The sequence below is a fragment of the Lysobacter enzymogenes genome, assembly GCF_017355525.1.
Taxonomy (GTDB): Bacteria; Pseudomonadota; Gammaproteobacteria; order Xanthomonadales; family Xanthomonadaceae; genus Lysobacter; species Lysobacter enzymogenes_C.
In genome coordinates, this window is the sequence record NZ_CP067395.1 from 213,257 (window position 1) to 228,584 (window position 15,328).

Annotated in this window: 14 protein-coding genes; 5 read left to right on the forward strand and 9 right to left on the reverse strand. The window is 70.8% G+C overall.

Annotation, left to right across the window (positions count from 1 at the left end; translation table 11 throughout):
• Nucleotides 1-7: 7 nt before the first annotated feature.
• Both JHW38_RS01150 and JHW38_RS01155 read left to right on the forward strand, forming a co-directional pair.
• Nucleotides 8-676 (forward strand): DUF1989 domain-containing protein, encoded by a 669-nt coding sequence (locus JHW38_RS01150; protein ID WP_207524215.1) that lies wholly within the window; start codon nt 8-10, stop codon nt 674-676.
• Nucleotides 673-1,497, forward strand: a complete 825-nt coding sequence (locus tag JHW38_RS01155; protein ID WP_207524216.1) for an agmatinase family protein — start codon at nt 673-675, stop codon at nt 1,495-1,497. The genes JHW38_RS01150 and JHW38_RS01155 overlap by 4 nt, the downstream gene beginning before the upstream one ends.
• A 138-nt stretch (nt 1,498-1,635) precedes the next feature.
• On the opposite strand, the gene JHW38_RS01160 is transcribed toward JHW38_RS01155, so the two are convergent.
• From JHW38_RS01160 to JHW38_RS01180, 5 genes are all read right to left on the reverse strand, one after another.
• Entirely contained in the window at nt 1,636-4,212 is a 2,577-nt protein-coding gene (locus tag JHW38_RS01160) for a sensor domain-containing protein (protein WP_242691119.1), read from the reverse strand.
• Entirely contained in the window at nt 4,209-5,129 is a 921-nt protein-coding gene (locus JHW38_RS01165; protein ID WP_207524217.1) for a hydroxymethylglutaryl-CoA lyase, read from the reverse strand. The genes JHW38_RS01160 and JHW38_RS01165 overlap by 4 nt, the downstream gene beginning before the upstream one ends.
• A complete protein-coding gene (locus JHW38_RS01170; protein WP_207524218.1) occupies nt 5,126-5,743 on the reverse strand; it encodes a hypothetical protein in 618 nt (205 codons plus the stop codon). Before JHW38_RS01170 ends, JHW38_RS01165 begins: the two co-directional genes overlap by 4 nt.
• Before the next feature lie 156 nt (nt 5,744-5,899).
• Nucleotides 5,900-7,945 carry an acetyl-CoA carboxylase biotin carboxylase subunit gene (locus JHW38_RS01175; RefSeq protein WP_207524219.1) on the reverse strand — a complete coding sequence of 682 codons (2,046 nt, stop codon included), beginning with the start codon at nt 7,943-7,945 and terminating at the stop codon, nt 5,900-5,902.
• 693 nt (nt 7,946-8,638) lie between these two features.
• On the reverse strand, nt 8,639-9,421 hold the full coding sequence (locus JHW38_RS01180) for an enoyl-CoA hydratase-related protein (RefSeq protein ID WP_207524220.1): 783 nt from the start codon (nt 9,419-9,421) through the stop codon (nt 8,639-8,641).
• A gap of 133 nt (nt 9,422-9,554) precedes the next feature.
• On the opposite strand from JHW38_RS01180, the gene JHW38_RS01185 reads away from it, so the two are divergent.
• From JHW38_RS01185 to JHW38_RS01195, 3 genes are read left to right on the forward strand one after another with little or no spacing between them, the layout of a single operon-like run.
• Nucleotides 9,555-9,833: a FeoA family protein gene (locus JHW38_RS01185; protein ID WP_207524221.1), complete on the forward strand. Its 279-nt coding sequence runs from the start codon at nt 9,555-9,557 to the stop codon at nt 9,831-9,833.
• A gap of 17 nt (nt 9,834-9,850) precedes the next feature.
• Nucleotides 9,851-11,722, forward strand: a complete 1,872-nt coding sequence (gene feoB, locus JHW38_RS01190) for a ferrous iron transport protein B (protein ID WP_207526207.1) — start codon at nt 9,851-9,853, stop codon at nt 11,720-11,722.
• 10 nt (nt 11,723-11,732) lie between these two features.
• On the forward strand, nt 11,733-11,975 hold the full coding sequence (locus JHW38_RS01195; protein WP_207524222.1) for a DUF6587 family protein: 243 nt from the start codon (nt 11,733-11,735) through the stop codon (nt 11,973-11,975).
• A gap of 101 nt (nt 11,976-12,076) precedes the next feature.
• Here the strand turns inward: JHW38_RS01195 and JHW38_RS01200 are convergent, their stop codons facing one another.
• The 4 genes from JHW38_RS01200 to JHW38_RS25345 all read right to left on the reverse strand — a co-directional run bounded on the left by JHW38_RS01200 (nt 12,077) and on the right by JHW38_RS25345 (nt 15,322).
• Nucleotides 12,077-12,616: a hypothetical protein gene (locus JHW38_RS01200; RefSeq protein ID WP_207524223.1), complete on the reverse strand. Its 540-nt coding sequence runs from the start codon at nt 12,614-12,616 to the stop codon at nt 12,077-12,079.
• A 38-nt stretch (nt 12,617-12,654) separates the two neighbouring features.
• Nucleotides 12,655-13,029: a hypothetical protein gene (locus tag JHW38_RS01205; protein ID WP_207524224.1), complete on the reverse strand. Its 375-nt coding sequence runs from the start codon at nt 13,027-13,029 to the stop codon at nt 12,655-12,657.
• Complete coding sequence (locus tag JHW38_RS01210) at nt 13,026-13,640, reverse strand: bactofilin family protein (RefSeq protein WP_207524225.1); 615 nt, start codon at nt 13,638-13,640, stop codon at nt 13,026-13,028. Before JHW38_RS01210 ends, JHW38_RS01205 begins: the two co-directional genes overlap by 4 nt.
• A gap of 323 nt (nt 13,641-13,963) precedes the next feature.
• Nucleotides 13,964-15,322 carry a J domain-containing protein gene (locus JHW38_RS25345; protein WP_242691120.1) on the reverse strand — a complete coding sequence of 453 codons (1,359 nt, stop codon included), beginning with the start codon at nt 15,320-15,322 and terminating at the stop codon, nt 13,964-13,966.
• Nucleotides 15,323-15,328 lie beyond the last annotated feature (6 nt).

Below are 15,328 nucleotides of genomic sequence, written 5' to 3' on the forward strand. Positions count from 1 at the left end.
CTCGCCCATGCCTCCGATGCCTCCCGTTGCGGCCGCGCCCGCCGCGGCCGCGACGCCAATCCCCGCCGCCGGCGCGGTCGCGCTGCGCCTGCGCGCGGGCCAGCGCCTGCGCGTCTACGACCCGCACGGCGGCCAGAGCGGCGACCTGATGGCGTACTCGGCCGACGGCCGCGAACGGCTCAGCAACGGCTGCACCTTCGACTACGCCGGCACCGTGCTGCTCGGCCGCGGCGATGCGCTGTGGTCGGACCATAGCCGGCGCATGCTGACGATTCTCGACGACCGCGTCGGCCGCCACGATTTCCTGCACGCGGCGTGCAGCGCGCCGATGTATCGCCTGCAGTACGGCCTTGAAGGCCGGGGCATCGAAGGCGAGCCGCGCAACTGCCGCGACAACCTGTGCGCGGCGCTGCGTTCGCTGGGGCTGGCGCCGGAGCCGCTGCCGACGCCGTTCAATCTGTTCATGCACGCCGACCTCGGCGCCGACGGCCGGCTGACGATCCGGCCGCCGCGCTCGCGCGCCGGCGACTGGATCGAACTGCGCGCCGACATGGACCTGGCCGTCGCGGTGTCCGCGTGCCCGGCCGCGACCTGCAACGGCGGCGCGCCGCCGCGGCCGCTGGCGTACCGCATTTTCGACCCCGAACCTTTCATCGACACCAGGATTTCGCGATGACTCCGATCGCGCTGTTGGGCGTTCCCAACGACGAGAATTCTTCCTACCTGCGCGGCCCGGCCGACGCGCCGGCGGCGATCCGGCGCGAGCTGTTTTCCGACGCCTATGCGCAGTGCAGCGAAAGCGGCGTGGATCTGTCGGTGCCGGGCCGCTGGATCGACAACGGCGATGTGGCGTTCGAGGCCGGGCTCGATCCGTGGCTGGCGATCGAAACCGCGGTGGCGCGCGCGCTGGAACCCGGGCATCCGCTGATCTCGCTCGGCGGCGATCATGCGGTGACCCATCCGATCCTGCGCGCGGTGCGGCGGCGTCATCCGCGCCTGACCATCGTGCATGTCGACGCGCATCCGGATCTCTACGACGCTTACCAGGGCAATCCGCGTTCGCACGCCTCGCCGTTCGCGCGGATCATGGAAGAAGGGCTGGCCGACCGCCTGATCCAGGTCGGGCTGCGCGCGACCAGCGCCGAGCACCGCGCGCAGTTCCGCCGCTTCGGCGTGGAGACGGTCAGCGCGGCGCAATGGACCGGCGAACTGCGGCTGAAGATCGACACGCCGGTGTACCTGTCGCTCGACCTGGATGCGCTGGACCCGGCGTATGCGCCGGGCGTGTCGCACCGCGAACCGGGCGGGGTGACGCCGCGGCAGGTGATCGGGCTGATCCAGGGGCTCGGCGCGCCGTTGGTGGCGGCCGATGTGGTCGAGTACAACCCGCGTTGCGATATCGGCAACGCGACCGCGCTGGTCGCGGCGAAGCTGGTCAAGGAGATCGCCGGGATGATGGCGGGCGGGACGCGCGAGGCGGCGCATCTGGCGGCTTGAGGCCTTCGTCGTCGCGACGATGGAAGCCCGACTGTAGGAGCGGCGCGAGCCGCGACCGCGACCTCCGGCTTGCGACGCAAGCGAGGTTTCGCGGTCGCGGCTTGCGCCGCTCCTACAGTTTGAAACGAGCTTGCGCGGTCAGTGGGCGGACTGCGCGAGGCAGTAGTCGCGCAATTCGTCCGGCGCCAATCCGGGCGCGAACAAAAAGCCCTGGCCGATCAGTACGCCGAGCTCGCGCAGGAACGCGCGCTGGCGCTGGGTTTCCACGCCTTCGGCGACCAGGCCGAGGCCGAGGCTGCGGGCGATGCCGGTCACCGCCTGGCAGACCGCCACATCGGACTGGTTGTCGGGCACGCCCTGGACGAACAACTGGCTGAGCTTGAGCCCGTGGATCGGCAGGCGGCGGATGTAGTTCAGCGCGCTGTAGCCTTCGCCGAAGTCGTCGATCGACAGGCTGACCCCGAGTTCGCGCAGGCGGGCGAAGGTGCGCACGGTGTCGGGCGCGTCCTCGATCAGCACGCGCTCGGTGAATTCCAGTTCCAGCGCGCTGCCGGGCAGGCCGTGTTCGGCCAGCGCGGCGGCGACGGTGTGGCCGAGGTCGTCGCCGAGGAACTGGCGGTACGAGACGTTGACCGCGACGCGTTCGATGCCCAGGCCCTGGTCGCGCCACTGGCGCAGCTGGCGGCAGGCTTCGTGCAGCACCCAGCCGCCGATGCCGACGATGTCGCCGGTGGTTTCGGCGTGGTCGATGAAGCGGTCCGGGCTCATTTCGCCGAGCGAGCGGTTGCGCCAGCGGATCAGCGCTTCGGCGGCGACCACGCGGCCGTCGTGCAGGTTCACCTGCGGCTGGTAGACCAGATGGAACTCGTCGTTGTGCACGGCGCGGCGCAGATGGGTTTCCAGCTGCAGGCGGTGCAGCTGCTGCTCGGCCAGTTCCGGGGTGAACGCCTGCCAGCTGTTGCGGCCGCGGCGCTTGCTGTCGTACATGGCCACGTCGGCGCTCTGGATCAGCTGCTGCGCGGTGCGGCCGTCGAGCGGCGACTGGGCGATGCCGATGCTGGCGGTGATGGTGAATTCCTCGCCGTCGACGCGGAAGGTGTCGCCGAAGACTTCCAGGATCGCGTCGGCGAGGCGCTCGGCGCAGGTCGGATCGCCGTCGAGCGAGCACACCACCAGGAATTCGTCGCCGCCGAAGCGGGCGATCTGGGCGCGGTCGCCGACCGCGTGGCGGATGCGCCGCGCGGCCGAGGCCAGCAGGCGGTCGCCGGCGGCGTGGCCGAGGATGTCGTTGACCACCTTGAAGCGGTCCAGGTCGATGTAGAGCACGCCGAGCGGCGCGTGCGGGAACGCGTCCAGGCGCCGCTCCAGTTCGTCCTGCACCGCGTCGCGGTTGAGCAGGCCGGTCAGCGGGTCGCTGCGCGCCTGGATCCGCAACTGATCTTCTTCGAGCTTGCGTTCGGTGATGTCTTGCAGCGTTCCGGTCAGCACCTGGCGGACCACGTCGCCGAGGCCGGCGTCGGCGATCGCGCGCACCCAGAACGCGCTGCCGTCGGCGCGCAGGCCCTGCAGTTCCAGGTCCAGGCTGCGGCCGCCGGCGAGGGTGCGTTCGAGCGCGTTGCGCAGGCGGTGGCGGTCCAGCGGCTGCAGGCAGCCGATCAGTTCCTCGATCTTGGTCGGCGCGGGTTCGCGGCCGAGGATGCGCTGGGCTTCGAAGGTGAGGTAGAGCCGGTCGCGGCCGGCGTCCCATTCCCAGCCGCCGATCTGGGCCAGGGCCTGGGCGCGGTCGAACAGGGCGCTGTCGCGCTTGAGCACGGTGATGTTGGAGAACAGCGCGAACACCTGATGCGGGCGGTCGCCGCCGGGCGGGAACTGCGGCACCGCGGTGATCGCCAGCCAGATCAGTTCGCGGCGCACGCGGTGGTAGAGCCCGAGCACGGTGCTGGCGACGACCGCGCCGGTGTCCAGGGCGACGCGCGAGGGGTAGCGTTCCGGCGCCAGCTCGTGGCCGTGTTCGTCGACCACCATCCAGTCGCCCGAGCGCAGTTCGTCGGCGATGCTCTCGCCGCTGTGCAGCGACAGCAGGCGCATCGCCGCGCTGTTGGCGTAGACGATGCGCAGCGCGTCGTCCTGCACGATCAGGCCGCGGTCGATGGATTCGACCAGTTCGCGGAAGCGCAGCTCGTTCTCCTCGCGGCTGCTGAGGTCGCGCGCGACCGCGATGATCCGGCGCGCGCCGTCGTGGACGAAGCCGGCCGAATGCACTTCGACCGGGAAGCGGGTGCCGTCGCCGCGCTTGTTGGTGACTTCGATGATGTAGCTGTCGCCGCGGTTGAGGCTTTCCCACACCGGCGCCAGGTGGTCCGCGGGCAGTTCCGGGTTGAGCACGTGGATCGGCTGGCCGACGATGTCCTCGCGCAGGCGCCGGTGCGCGCGCATGCCGTGGCGGTTGATCTCGACCACGGTGCCGTCTTCGTCGAGCACGGTGACCAAGTCGGGAATCGCGTCGAAGGCTTCGCGGATCAGGGCCGCGCCGTCGCGCTCGCGGCGCAGCGCGTCGGCGGCGCGTTCGAGCCCGTCGCGCAGGTGCGCGGGCAGTTGCGGGTCGCGCAGGGCCGCGTCCAGCGCAGCCAGCGCGTCGGCCGCGCCCGCCTGCGGCGCCGCATCCGCAGCGGCGCAGGCGGCCGTACCGGCGGGCGCGGGCGGTTCGGGCTTCACGCCGCGGCCAGCGCCTTGCCGACCTTGCTGCCGGTCTCGCGGCCGAGCAGGGCGGCCAGCCAGCGGCCGGTGTCGGCCAGCGCGTCGAGGTCGACGCCGGTGCGGATGCCGAGGCCGTGCAGCATGTAGACCACGTCCTCGCTGGCGACGTTGCCGCTGGCGCCCTTGGCGTAGGGGCAGCCGCCGGCGCCGGACACCGCCGAGTCGACGACCGCCACGCCTTCTTCCAGGCACGCCAGGATGTTCGACAGCGCCTGGCCGTAGGTGTCGTGGAAATGCACGGCCAGCGCCGCCACCGGCACTTCGGCGGCGACCGCCTTGAACATCGCGCGGGCCTTGCCCGGGGTGCCGACGCCGATGGTGTCGCCGAGCGAGATCTCGTAGCAGCCCATCTCGTGCAGGGCGCGCGCGACCCGCACCACGTCGTTGAGCGGCACCTCGCCCTGGTAAGGGCAGCCGAGCACGGTCGAGACGTAGCCGCGCACGGCCACGCCGTCGGCCTTGGCGCGCGCCATCACCGGCGCGAAGCGCGCCAGCGATTCGTCGATGGAGGCGTTGATGTTGGTGCGGTTGAAGGCTTCCGAGGCGGCGGTGAACACCGCGATTTCCTCGACCCCGACCGCGCGCGCGCGCTCGTAGCCCTGTTCGTTCGGCACCAGCACCGGGTAATGCACACCGGGCTTGCGATGGATGCCGGCGAACACGTCGGCGGCGTCGGCCAACTGCGGCACCCACTTGGGGCTGACGAAGCTGGTCGCTTCGATGCTGCGCAGGCCGGTCGCCGAGAGGCGGTCGATCAGGGCGATCTTGTCGGCGGTGGCGATCTGCGCCTTTTCGTTCTGCAACCCGTCGCGCGGGCCGACTTCGACGATGCGCACGGACGCGGGCTGATGCGGGAGGGGGCTCGGCTGGTTCATCGGGAATCCTGGCGGGCGGCCTTGGCGCGTTCGAACACCATGGCCTTTCTGTCGGTGTCGTACAAGAGATTCAGGCGTTGCGCGAGGGTATCGCGCAACTGCTCGGGCGTGCCCTGGACCAGGGCGAAACGTTCGTCGAGTTTGCGCCCGGCGAGCTCGCCGCGGGCGATCGCGGCGAGCGCGCGCTGCGAGTCGGGCAACCAGGCGTCCAGGCTGCCGCGCGCGTTGATGCGGTACAGCACCAGGAACACCGAATCCTTGGGCGCGGTGGCGGTCAGGCTGCCGGTGTCGGCGCCGATCGCGCGCTGGGCCTGCTCGGGCGTGAGCACGATGTAGCGGTCCTGGCCGACGACGAAGCCGGTCAGCTCCAGCGTGGTCGGCTTGTCGCCCATGCCGGGCCAATCCTCGCTGCGGCAGCGGGCGTCGACGTGTACGGTCTTGTGCGCGTTGCCGCCGGCCTTGACCGTCCAGGCGCCGGCGAGGTCCGGGTCGCAGCTCAGCTCGGCGACCGGCGCGCGCTCGAAGGCGACGCAGGCGGACAGGCCGGCCGCCAGCGCGACGGCCAGGGCCGGGCGCAGTGCGGCTTGGAACGCGGTGTGCTTGAGCAGGTTCATGGCGGGCGACTCGCGCAGGAAGAGCGTCCAACGGGGTGAACGTGAAATGGCGGCGGCTACCGGCCGCGGCAAGCGCGCAGCGGACGCGGCGACACAGCGTTGCGCGCCCAGGGTCGCGGCGACGTGTCGGCCGCGCCCCCCGGGTTCAGGCGGCCGTCACGCGCTTTCCAGGGTCACCAGCACCGCATCGGCCTCGACGAAGTCGCCGGCGGCGGCGCGGATTTCGGCGACGGTGCCGGCGCGCGGGGCCTTCAGGCTCAGCTCCATCTTCATCGCCTCGATCACCATCACTTCCTGGCCGGCTTCGACCGCGTCGCCTGGGGCGGCCTTGACCACCACCACCCGGCCCGGCATCGGCGCGTTGACGCTGTGGCCGGACCCGCCGGCGGCGCCGCTTTCGTGGCGGTACACCGGCACCGCGTCCAGGCGCAGGCGGCGCTCGCCGTCGTGCACGACCACGCGCGCGCCGTCGCCGAGGGTGCGCAGGCGGCGCGCGCGGCCGTCGATGCGCAGGCTCAGCTCGTCGCCGGCCAAGCGCGCGCCGCGCACTTCGACCGCGGTTTCGCCGCTGCCGCTGCCGTCGCTGCCGTCGATGCGGTGGATGCCGTCGATGCGGTAATCGCCGCCACTGCCCTGCGCCGACAGTTCCAGGCGCTGCTCGCGGCGCAGGAAGGCGAGGCTGCGGCGGCCGCCGTGGCCCAGGCGCCAGCCGTCGGCGATGGCCCAGGGCGAGGTCGGGTCGGTGGATGCGGCGGCGTCTTCGCGCGTGCGGCGTTCCTGCGCCAGCAGTTCCGCGACCGCCGCGCCGGCCAGCAGGTCGGCGTCGGCGGCCTGGTCGGCCTGCGCGGCCGGCATGAATTCCTCGAGGTGGCGGTCGAGATAGCCGGTGTCGATGGTGCCCTCGACCACCGCCGGATGCCGCGCGAGCCGTTCGAGGAATTCGATGTTCGACTTCGGCCCGGCGATGTCGCTGTGCGCCAGCGCCGCGCGCAGCCGCGCCAGCGCGCGCGGGCGGTCGGCGTCGGAGACGATCAGCTTGGCGATCATCGGGTCGTAGAAGATCGTCACCGTGTCGCCTTCGACCACGCCCGAATCCAGGCGCACGTGCGCGTCGGCGGCCGGCAGGCGCAGGCGTTCGAGCTTGCCCGAGCCGGGCAGGAAGCCGGCTTCCGGGTCTTCGGCGTACAGCCGCACTTCGATCGCGTGGCCGCGCTGGACGATCTGTTCCTGCGCCAGCGGCAGCGCTTCGCCGGCGGCGACGCGCAGCTGCCATTCGACCAGGTCCAGGCCGGTGACGAGTTCGGTGACCGGGTGCTCGACCTGCAAGCGGGTGTTGATTTCCATGAAGTAGAAACCGCCGTCCTGACCGACGATGAACTCGACGGTGCCGGCGTTGACGTAATCGATGGCGTGGCCGGCCTGGACCGCGGCGGCGCCCATCTGCGCGCGCAGCTCGGGGGTCAGGAACGGCGAGGGCGATTCCTCCAGCACCTTCTGGTAGCGGCGCTGGGCCGAGCATTCGCGCTCGTTGAGGTGGATCACCTGGCCGGCGCTGTCGCCGAAGATCTGGATTTCGATATGGCGCGGGCGCTCGACGTAGCGTTCCAGCAGCACCCGGTCGCGGCCGAAGGCGTTGCGCGCTTCGCGCTGGCAGCTTTCCAGATTGGCGGCGAACTCGGCCGACGCGCGCACGATGCGCATGCCCTTGCCGCCGCCGCCGTGCGCGGCCTTGATCATCAGCGGGTAACCGATCGCGTCGGCTTCGCGTTGCAGCCGGGCCGGGTCCTGGTCTTCGCCGGTGTAGCCGGGCACGACCGGCACGCCGGCGGCCTGCATCAGTTCCTTGGCCCCGGCCTTGCTGCCCATCTTGCGCATCGAGGCGGCCTTGGGGCCGATGAAGGCGATGCCGGCGGCTTCGACCGCGTCGGCGAAATCGGCGTTCTCGCTGAGGAAGCCGTAGCCCGGATGGATCGCCTGCGCGCCGCTGCGCAGCGCGACTTCGATGATCGCATCGCCGCGCAGATAGCTGTCGGCCGGACGCGGGCCGCCGATGGGATAGGCCTCGTCGGCCTGGCGCACGTGCTGGGCGTCGGCGTCGGCTTCGGAATAGACCGCGACGGTGCGGATGCCGAGCGTGCGGCAGGTGCGGATCACCCGGCAGGCGATTTCGCCGCGATTGGCGATCAGGATCTTCTCGAACATGGGCACTTCGCAGGTCGGTGGCGCGCGGACGCGCGTGAAGGGAAGGCGGACGGCCGCGGCGGCGGGCCGGCGCGAACCTGGGGATTTTGGCCGATGCGGAGGCGGCTGTCGCCTGATGGCGAAGCCTGGGTGCGGCGGTTGCGCGACGGGGCGCCCGGTTACAGCGTCTGGCGGTGTGTTTGCGGTGCCATACGGTGCAGTGCTGGGGTAGGGCGGGGAGTGCTTGCGGCGTGAAGCATCTTTAGGTTCGTCACTCCGGTAAAACCCGCGACCTGTTTCGCCTTTGCCCTTAGCTTTTCGCTCCCCCCGTCGCTGCGAACTCGCCACAGGCAACCGTAGACCCGAAGGGCGCGCGCATGGATGCGCGCGTGCGGGACCGGGCCAGGATGGCCCTTGTCCCGCATCCCTGCGCAAGCACCGAACCTTAGTGGCTCTTGATTCGAAAACAAGGAAAGCGCCTTTCTTTGGTTACTTTCTTTGGCAAGACAAAGAAAGTGACCCGGCCGCTTGCGGACGGAAGCTCTGGATCTTGGCTTGTCCTCACTCGTCGTTGCGAGTTCCGAAACAGGTTCGTATCCGACTGTAGGAGCGACGCAAGTCGCGACCGCTCCAACACAACGACGCCGAACGCCTCACGCGCCCGTCGTCGCTCGCCGCCTGCGCATCACATACGCCGACGCCGCACAAACGCACTCACACCGTCCACGACGGCGAGCGCTTGCCCAAGAACGCCGACAACCCTTCCTGGCCTTCCGCCGAAACCCGCAACCCCGCGATCAACGCCGCGTTGTCGTCGTCGAGCTTGCCGCCGTCGCGCTCGCCCGCGACGCGCCGGACCAGGGTCTTGGCGGTGGCCGCCGCATGCGGGCCGGCCTTGAGCAGCAGGCCGGTCTGGCGCGCGACCGCGGCGTCCAGCGATTCGGCCGGCACCACTTGATGCAGCAGGCCGATGCTCTGGGCCACGGTCGCGTCGAAAATCTCCGCGGTCGCGAACCAGCGCCGCGCCTGGCGCGCGCCGATGGCTTCGATCACGTACGGCGAGATCACCGCCGGCAATAAGCCGAGCTTGCTCTCGGTCAGGCCGAACTTGGCCTCCGGCACGCCGATGGCGATGTCGCAGCAGGCCACCAGGCCGACGCCGCCGCCGAAGGCCGCGCCGTGGACGCGGGCCAGGGTCGGCTTGGGCAGTTCGTTGAGCGTGCGCATCAGCCGTGCCAGCGCCAGCGCGTCTTCGCGGTTCTCGGCTTCGCCGGCCGCGGCCATGCCGCGCATCCAGTTCAGGTCGGCGCCGGCCGAGAACGAGGCGCCTTCGCCCTCGATCACCACCACCCGCACGCCGGGATCGGCGCCGGCGGCTTCCAGCGCGCCGGTCAGCGCGGCGATCAGCACCGCGTCGAAGGCGTTGTGCAGCTCGGGACGGTTCAGGCGCAGACGGGCGATCGGACCGTCGCGCAGGCTCAGCAGCGGGTGGTTCATCGGGTCGGGGGAGTTTGTGGGAGTTGGCCGAATGATACCGTTCAGCTTGCTCCCTCCGCCCCTGTACGGCGGTCGGTGCTAGAATGAGAACAATTCCCATTTGGGACGCCACCGACTCGTGGAAGCCTCCCCATTGAAGCTGTCCGAATTGCCGCACCGTACCGCGGCGACGGTCGAGACCGTCGATGACCAAGCACCAAACGACACCATCGCAAGACGCCTGCGCGAACTCGGCTTCGTCGCCGGCGAGCGGGTGGAAGTGATGGCCGCCGGCCCGGTCGCCGCCGAACCGCTGCTGGTGCAGGTCGGCTACACCCGTTTCGCCCTGCGCCGCAGCGAGGCGGCGCGGGTGCGCGTCGCGCTGTTGCGCAACGACGGCGCGGAGAACGGCGCCACGGAGAGCGCGGCATGAGCGCCGCCGCCCCCGCGATGAGCGCGCCGCGCGAAGCCGCCGGCGCCAACCTGCGCGTCGCCCTGGTCGGCAATCCGAACTGCGGCAAGACCGCGCTGTTCAACCTGCTGACCGGCAGCCGGCAGAAGGTCGCCAACTACGCCGGCGTGACCGTGGAGCGCAAGGAAGGCCGGCTGCACGCGCCGTCGGGCCGGCACTACGCCGTGCTCGACCTGCCCGGCGCCTACAGCCTCAGCGCCGCCAGCCTCGACGAAGCGGTGACCCGCGACGTGCTGCGCGGTTTCTACCCCGGCGAGCCGGCCCCCGACGTGCTGCTGTGCGTGGTCGATGCGACCAACCTGCGCCTGCACCTGCGCTTCGTGCTGGAACTGCGCGAGCTCGGCCGGCCGATGATCGTCGCGGTCAACATGATGGACGCGGCCAAGCGCCGCGGCATCGGCATCGATCTGGCCGCGCTGGAAAGCGAGCTCGGCGTGCCGGTGGTGGCGACGGTCGCGGTCAAGCGCGGCGGCGCGCGCGAACTGGTGGCGACGCTCGATCAAGTCGCCGCCGCACCGCACGAGCCGCGCGCGCGCCTGGCCGAAGGCGCCGACCTGCACGCGGAAACCCGGCGCCTGCTCGCGCTGACGGTGACCATGCCGACCCGCACCGCCAAGATCGACGACGCGCTCGACCGCTGGCTGCTGCACCCGGTGCTTGGCCTGCTGTCGCTGGCGGTAGTGATGTTCCTGATCTTCCAGGCGGTGTACGCCTGGGCCACGCCGCTGATGGATGCGATCGAGGCGGGCACCGCCTGGGTCGGCGCGCACGTCGGCGAACTGCTGCCCGACGGGCCGCTGCGCAGCCTGCTGGTCGACGGCATCATCGCCGGCCTCGGCGGCGTGGTGGTGTTCCTGCCGCAGATCCTGATCCTGTTCGCCTTCATCCTGGCGCTGGAGGAATCGGGCTACCTGCCGCGCGCGGCGTTCCTGCTCGACAAGATGATGGCCGGCGCCGGCCTGTCCGGGCGCTCGTTCATTCCGCTGCTGTCGAGCTTCGCCTGTGCGATTCCCGGGATCATGGCCACGCGCTCGATCCAGGACCCGCGCGACCGCCTCGCCACGATCATCGTCGCGCCGTTGATGACCTGTTCGGCGCGCCTGCCGGTGTACGCGCTGCTGATCGGCGCGTTCATTCCGCAGCAGAAGGTCTGGGGCGCGTTCAACCTGCAGGGGCTGGTGCTGTTCGGCCTGTACATGGCCGGCATCGTCAGCGCGCTGATGGTGTCGTGGGTGATGAAGAAGTGGCGCCGCGACAAGAGCGAGCATCCGCTGCTGCTGGAGCTGCCGTCCTACCGCATTCCGCACCTGCGCGATCTGGCCATCGGCCTGTGGGAGCGCGCGTGGATCTTCCTGCGCCGGGTCGGCGGCATCATCCTGGCGCTGACCGTGCTGCTGTGGTTCCTGCTGTCGTTCCCCGGCGCGCCGGAAGGCGCGACCCAGCCGGCGATCGACTACAGCTTCGCCGGCCGCATCGGCCACGCGCTGTCGGCGGTGTTCGCGCCGATCGGCTTCAACTGGCAGATCTGCATCGCGCTGATCCCGGGCCTGGCCGCGCGCGAAGTCGCGGTGGCGTCGCTGGCGACGGTGTACGCGCTGTCGGCGGCCGACGACGACGCGGCCGCGCAGGCGCTGACCCCGATCATCACCGACACCTGGTCGCTGGCGACCGCGCTGTCGCTGCTGGTGTGGTTCATCTACGCGCCGCAGTGCATCTCGACCCTGGCCACGATCCGGCGCGAGACCGGTTCGTGGAAGCAGGTGGCGATCAGCGCCGGTTATCTTTTCGCGCTGGCGTATCTGGCTTCGTTCCTGACCTACCAGATCGCGGTCGCGTTGGGCGCGGGCTGAGGAGAATGAGATGAGCGCCGGACTGTTCGCGCAATACGTGGTGATCGCGATCGCGGTGCTGGTCAGCGCGGTCGTGGTCGCGCGCAAGCAGTTCCCCGGCGGCGTGCGCCGCCTGCGCATCGCCTGCGCGCTGCCGCTGGTGCGCGACGGCCGTCCGGCGTGGATGCGCGCGCTCGGCAAGCGCATCGCGCCGCCGGCGCGCGCGGGCGGTCCGAATTGCGCCGGTTGCGACAGCTGCGGGCCGTCGGATTGAGTCGCGCGCGGCGGGGGTTACCGCAGCCGCGTGGCCGCATGGCCCACCTGTAGGAGCGGCGCAAGCCGCGACCGCGACAACTCAACTGCGACGAACCGTGCCTACCCCGCACGGTTCTGCAAATAATCCCAAGCCTCCTGCAGATACGCCCGCGCCTCGTCCAGATGCTCCGGCGCGCAGCTCTCCTCGAACCGGCTGGCGCCGTCGCCGAACCGCAGACAAGCGTTGATCTCCTCCTCGCCCCAGAGGAAATCCAGGATCACCACGAAGTCGTCGGCGTCCGGGTCGTTGAAGCGCGCCGCGCCGCGCAGCGGCGTCAGCAGGCGCAGCATCTCGTGATAGTTCTCCGACGCCTGCAGCATGGCGATGCGCAAGGTGCGCCGGATCTCGTCGTACTCGACCGGCGGGGTGCCGGTCCAGGCGTCCTCGCGCCAGGCCTTGACGACCTCGGCCACGCTGGCCGCGTCGAGGTCGGCGAGGATTTCCGGCGGCACCCGGTTGCCGCCGCTCATCTGCTGGCGGTCGAACCAGGGCTGCCAATCGTCGAACCCGGCCGGACGCGCCGGCGCGGAGCTCATGAAGGCTTGGTACTGCTCGTGGCTGAGGGTGAAACGGGCGTACAACGATGCGGGTTCCGACATCGGCGGGATCCTTTCCTGTGACACCGGCGCGCCGCCGCTCAGCGGCGCAGCCGGCCCTTGCCGGCGGCCTTGTAGCCGACCGCTTCGAACGCTTCGACCGAGAGCGTGAAGGTGCGCTCCTCCCCCGAAAACAGCGCGCCCACGCCGACGACCTGGCGGGTGATCTCCTCGCCGCGGTCGTTCTTGATCGACAGCACCATCGAGTATTCCCACGCGCCGTCGCTGGGCGGGTGGCGGATGGTGCCCTCTACGCTGAGCGGCGAAAACCGTTTCGCCGCCAGCGCGTTGGCGTCGGAATCGAAGCGCAGGTGGTGCCGGCAGGCCGGGCACACGCTGGCCGATTCCAGGATCGTCGCCTTGCAATGCGGACAAACGCGCGTCGCCCCGGGCATGCCCTGGCGTTGCGCGCTCATGAGTCGGCGCCGGTCTCCGCCTTGGCGTTCTTGTCGGACTTGCCGTTGTCGGACTTGTCGCTCTTGTCGTTGCGCGCGACCGCCTTGCCGCTGTCTTCCCAACCGAACTCGACCTGGCCGCGCACGCGCGCGCCGGCGGCGACGGTGACGTTGCCGGCCTTGACGTCGCCGACCACCACGCCGGTTTCCAGCAGTTCCACGCGCTGGGCCGAATCGATATTGCCTTCCAGTTCCCCGGCGATCACGACCTTGCGCGCGCGCACGCCGCCGTTGACCTTGGCGCCGAGTTCGACGGTGAGGTCGCCGTCGACCTGCACGTCGCCCTTGAAGCGGCCGGCGATGCGGATGTGGCCGGCGCCGTGGATCTTGCCTTCGATGGTCAGGTCGGCGGCGATCAGCGATTCCTTGACCGTCTCGCGCGGCTCGGCCTGACGCTGCGGCGCGGCCTGCTGCGGCGGCGGCGCGCTGATCGGCGCGGGCGCCGGCGCGCTGGGCTGGCCGAAGCTGAATTCGGTGGCCGCGTCGGGCTCCTTCTTGAGGGCGGTTTCCGGCTGCAGCGGCGGCAGCGGAGTGTCGCGCTTGGGCGGTGCGGGCTGGTTGAAAATGGCCATGACGCGGTGTTCCTCAGGTCGGGGGATCAGGTGATGACACGCGTGAACTTTGGAGCCTAACACGCTGATACGAAGCGCCCACTGTGACGAATCTCACCGTTTCGCAGCGGCTGTGAAGGCCTGTGCGGATTCAGTTTCGACCCCTCGCGCGCGGCCTTGCGGCGCCTGCGTGCGCGCGTTCGCGGCGCGCGCGAGAACGCGCGCACGCACGACAGTGATTAAGAAACATTTCAGATCGATGAATGCGGCGCGCGGCGGCACGGTCGCATCGGATCAGGCCGCGGCGGCCGGCCGGGGCCGGCGGTCGGGCGCAGCGGAAACGCTCAGGCCGGGTCGCCGGCGCCGCCCGGATCCGGCTCGCTTGCGGCGGGCCGGATCGGCCGCGGCGGCGCCGGGCCGTGGCCGAGCACGCTGTCGTAGGCCAGCCAGCCGACCTGCGCCAGCAGCACGCCGCCGGCGTAGGACGCGGCCCGGACCGGATCCATGAACCAGCACAGCGGCAGCAGCACCAGCGCGGTGCGCAACAGATAGATCGCCCAGCGCCACAGCCCCCAGTAGCCGCGATAGGCCAGGCGCGCATGGAACAGGTATTGGCGCGGATCGATCGACGCCGGCAGTTCGCCGCAAGCCTGGCGCAACTGGCCGCCGAGACGGGCGACGGCGAGCGAGAGTTCGGCTTGCAGCGTCGCCACGCGCAGCGCGCGCCACGACGAGTACGGCCGCTTGAGTTCCTCCACCACCTTCGGCGAGGGATGCCCGAACGCGCGCGCGTCTTCGTGCGTCAGCGCCCACAACGCGTTGTTGCGCAGGCGCAGCGGGTCGTTTTCGGGATAAGCGAAGAATTCGCCGACCAGTTGCATGGCTTCGGGCGGCAGCGTCGAGGCGCCGCGGGCGGCCTCCAGCTCGCGGTACAGCAGCGCGCCGACATAGTCGCGCAGGTCCGGGTCGCGCACTTCTTCCCGATACATCAGCCAGTTGCGCAGCGATTCCGGATTGCGGTGCGCGCAGCGCTCGCGCAGTTCGGCCAGGAACGCGTCGAAATCGACGCCGCTGCGCCGGCGCAGGCGGTGCAGCAGCCAATGCCCTTCGGTGTCGAGCGTGCCGAGCGTGTCCAGGTCGAAGAAGCGCGCGATCGCTTCCAACTGCGCGCTGGGCAGTTGCGGCGCCTGCGCCAGCGCGCGCGGCAATTGCGGCGCGATCACGTCCTTGACGTAGAGCGAGTACAGCGGCGGGAATTCGCGCAGCCACGCTTCGTAGTCGGCCGGCGACAGGCGCAGGGCGCCGACGATGACGGCGTTGCCGATCTGGTCGATCGACAGTTCGATGCGGTCGTCGTCTTCGTCGCTGTCGTTGGTCGAGGCCGCGTCGGCGGGTGCGGCGGCCGGCGGCGCATCGGCATGGCTTCCCGCGGCGCCGGCGGGCGGCGTCGGCGGCGGCGGCGAAGCGTCGGCGCCGGCCTCGGCGTTTTCGTCCTGCGCCTGTTCGGCCTCGCGCTGCTGCAGCCAGCGCTCGTACTCGGCCTGGCGCAGCATCGACAGCGCGGCCTGATACGCCTCGTGCAAGGTCTGGAAGCCCTGCGCGTCCTCGTCCGGGCGGGTCTCGCGCAGCGCCCGCGCGTAGGCGCGCTTGATCGCGCGCTCGTCGGCGTCTTGCTCCAGGCCCAGGCGTTCGTGCGGGGTCATGTCGGC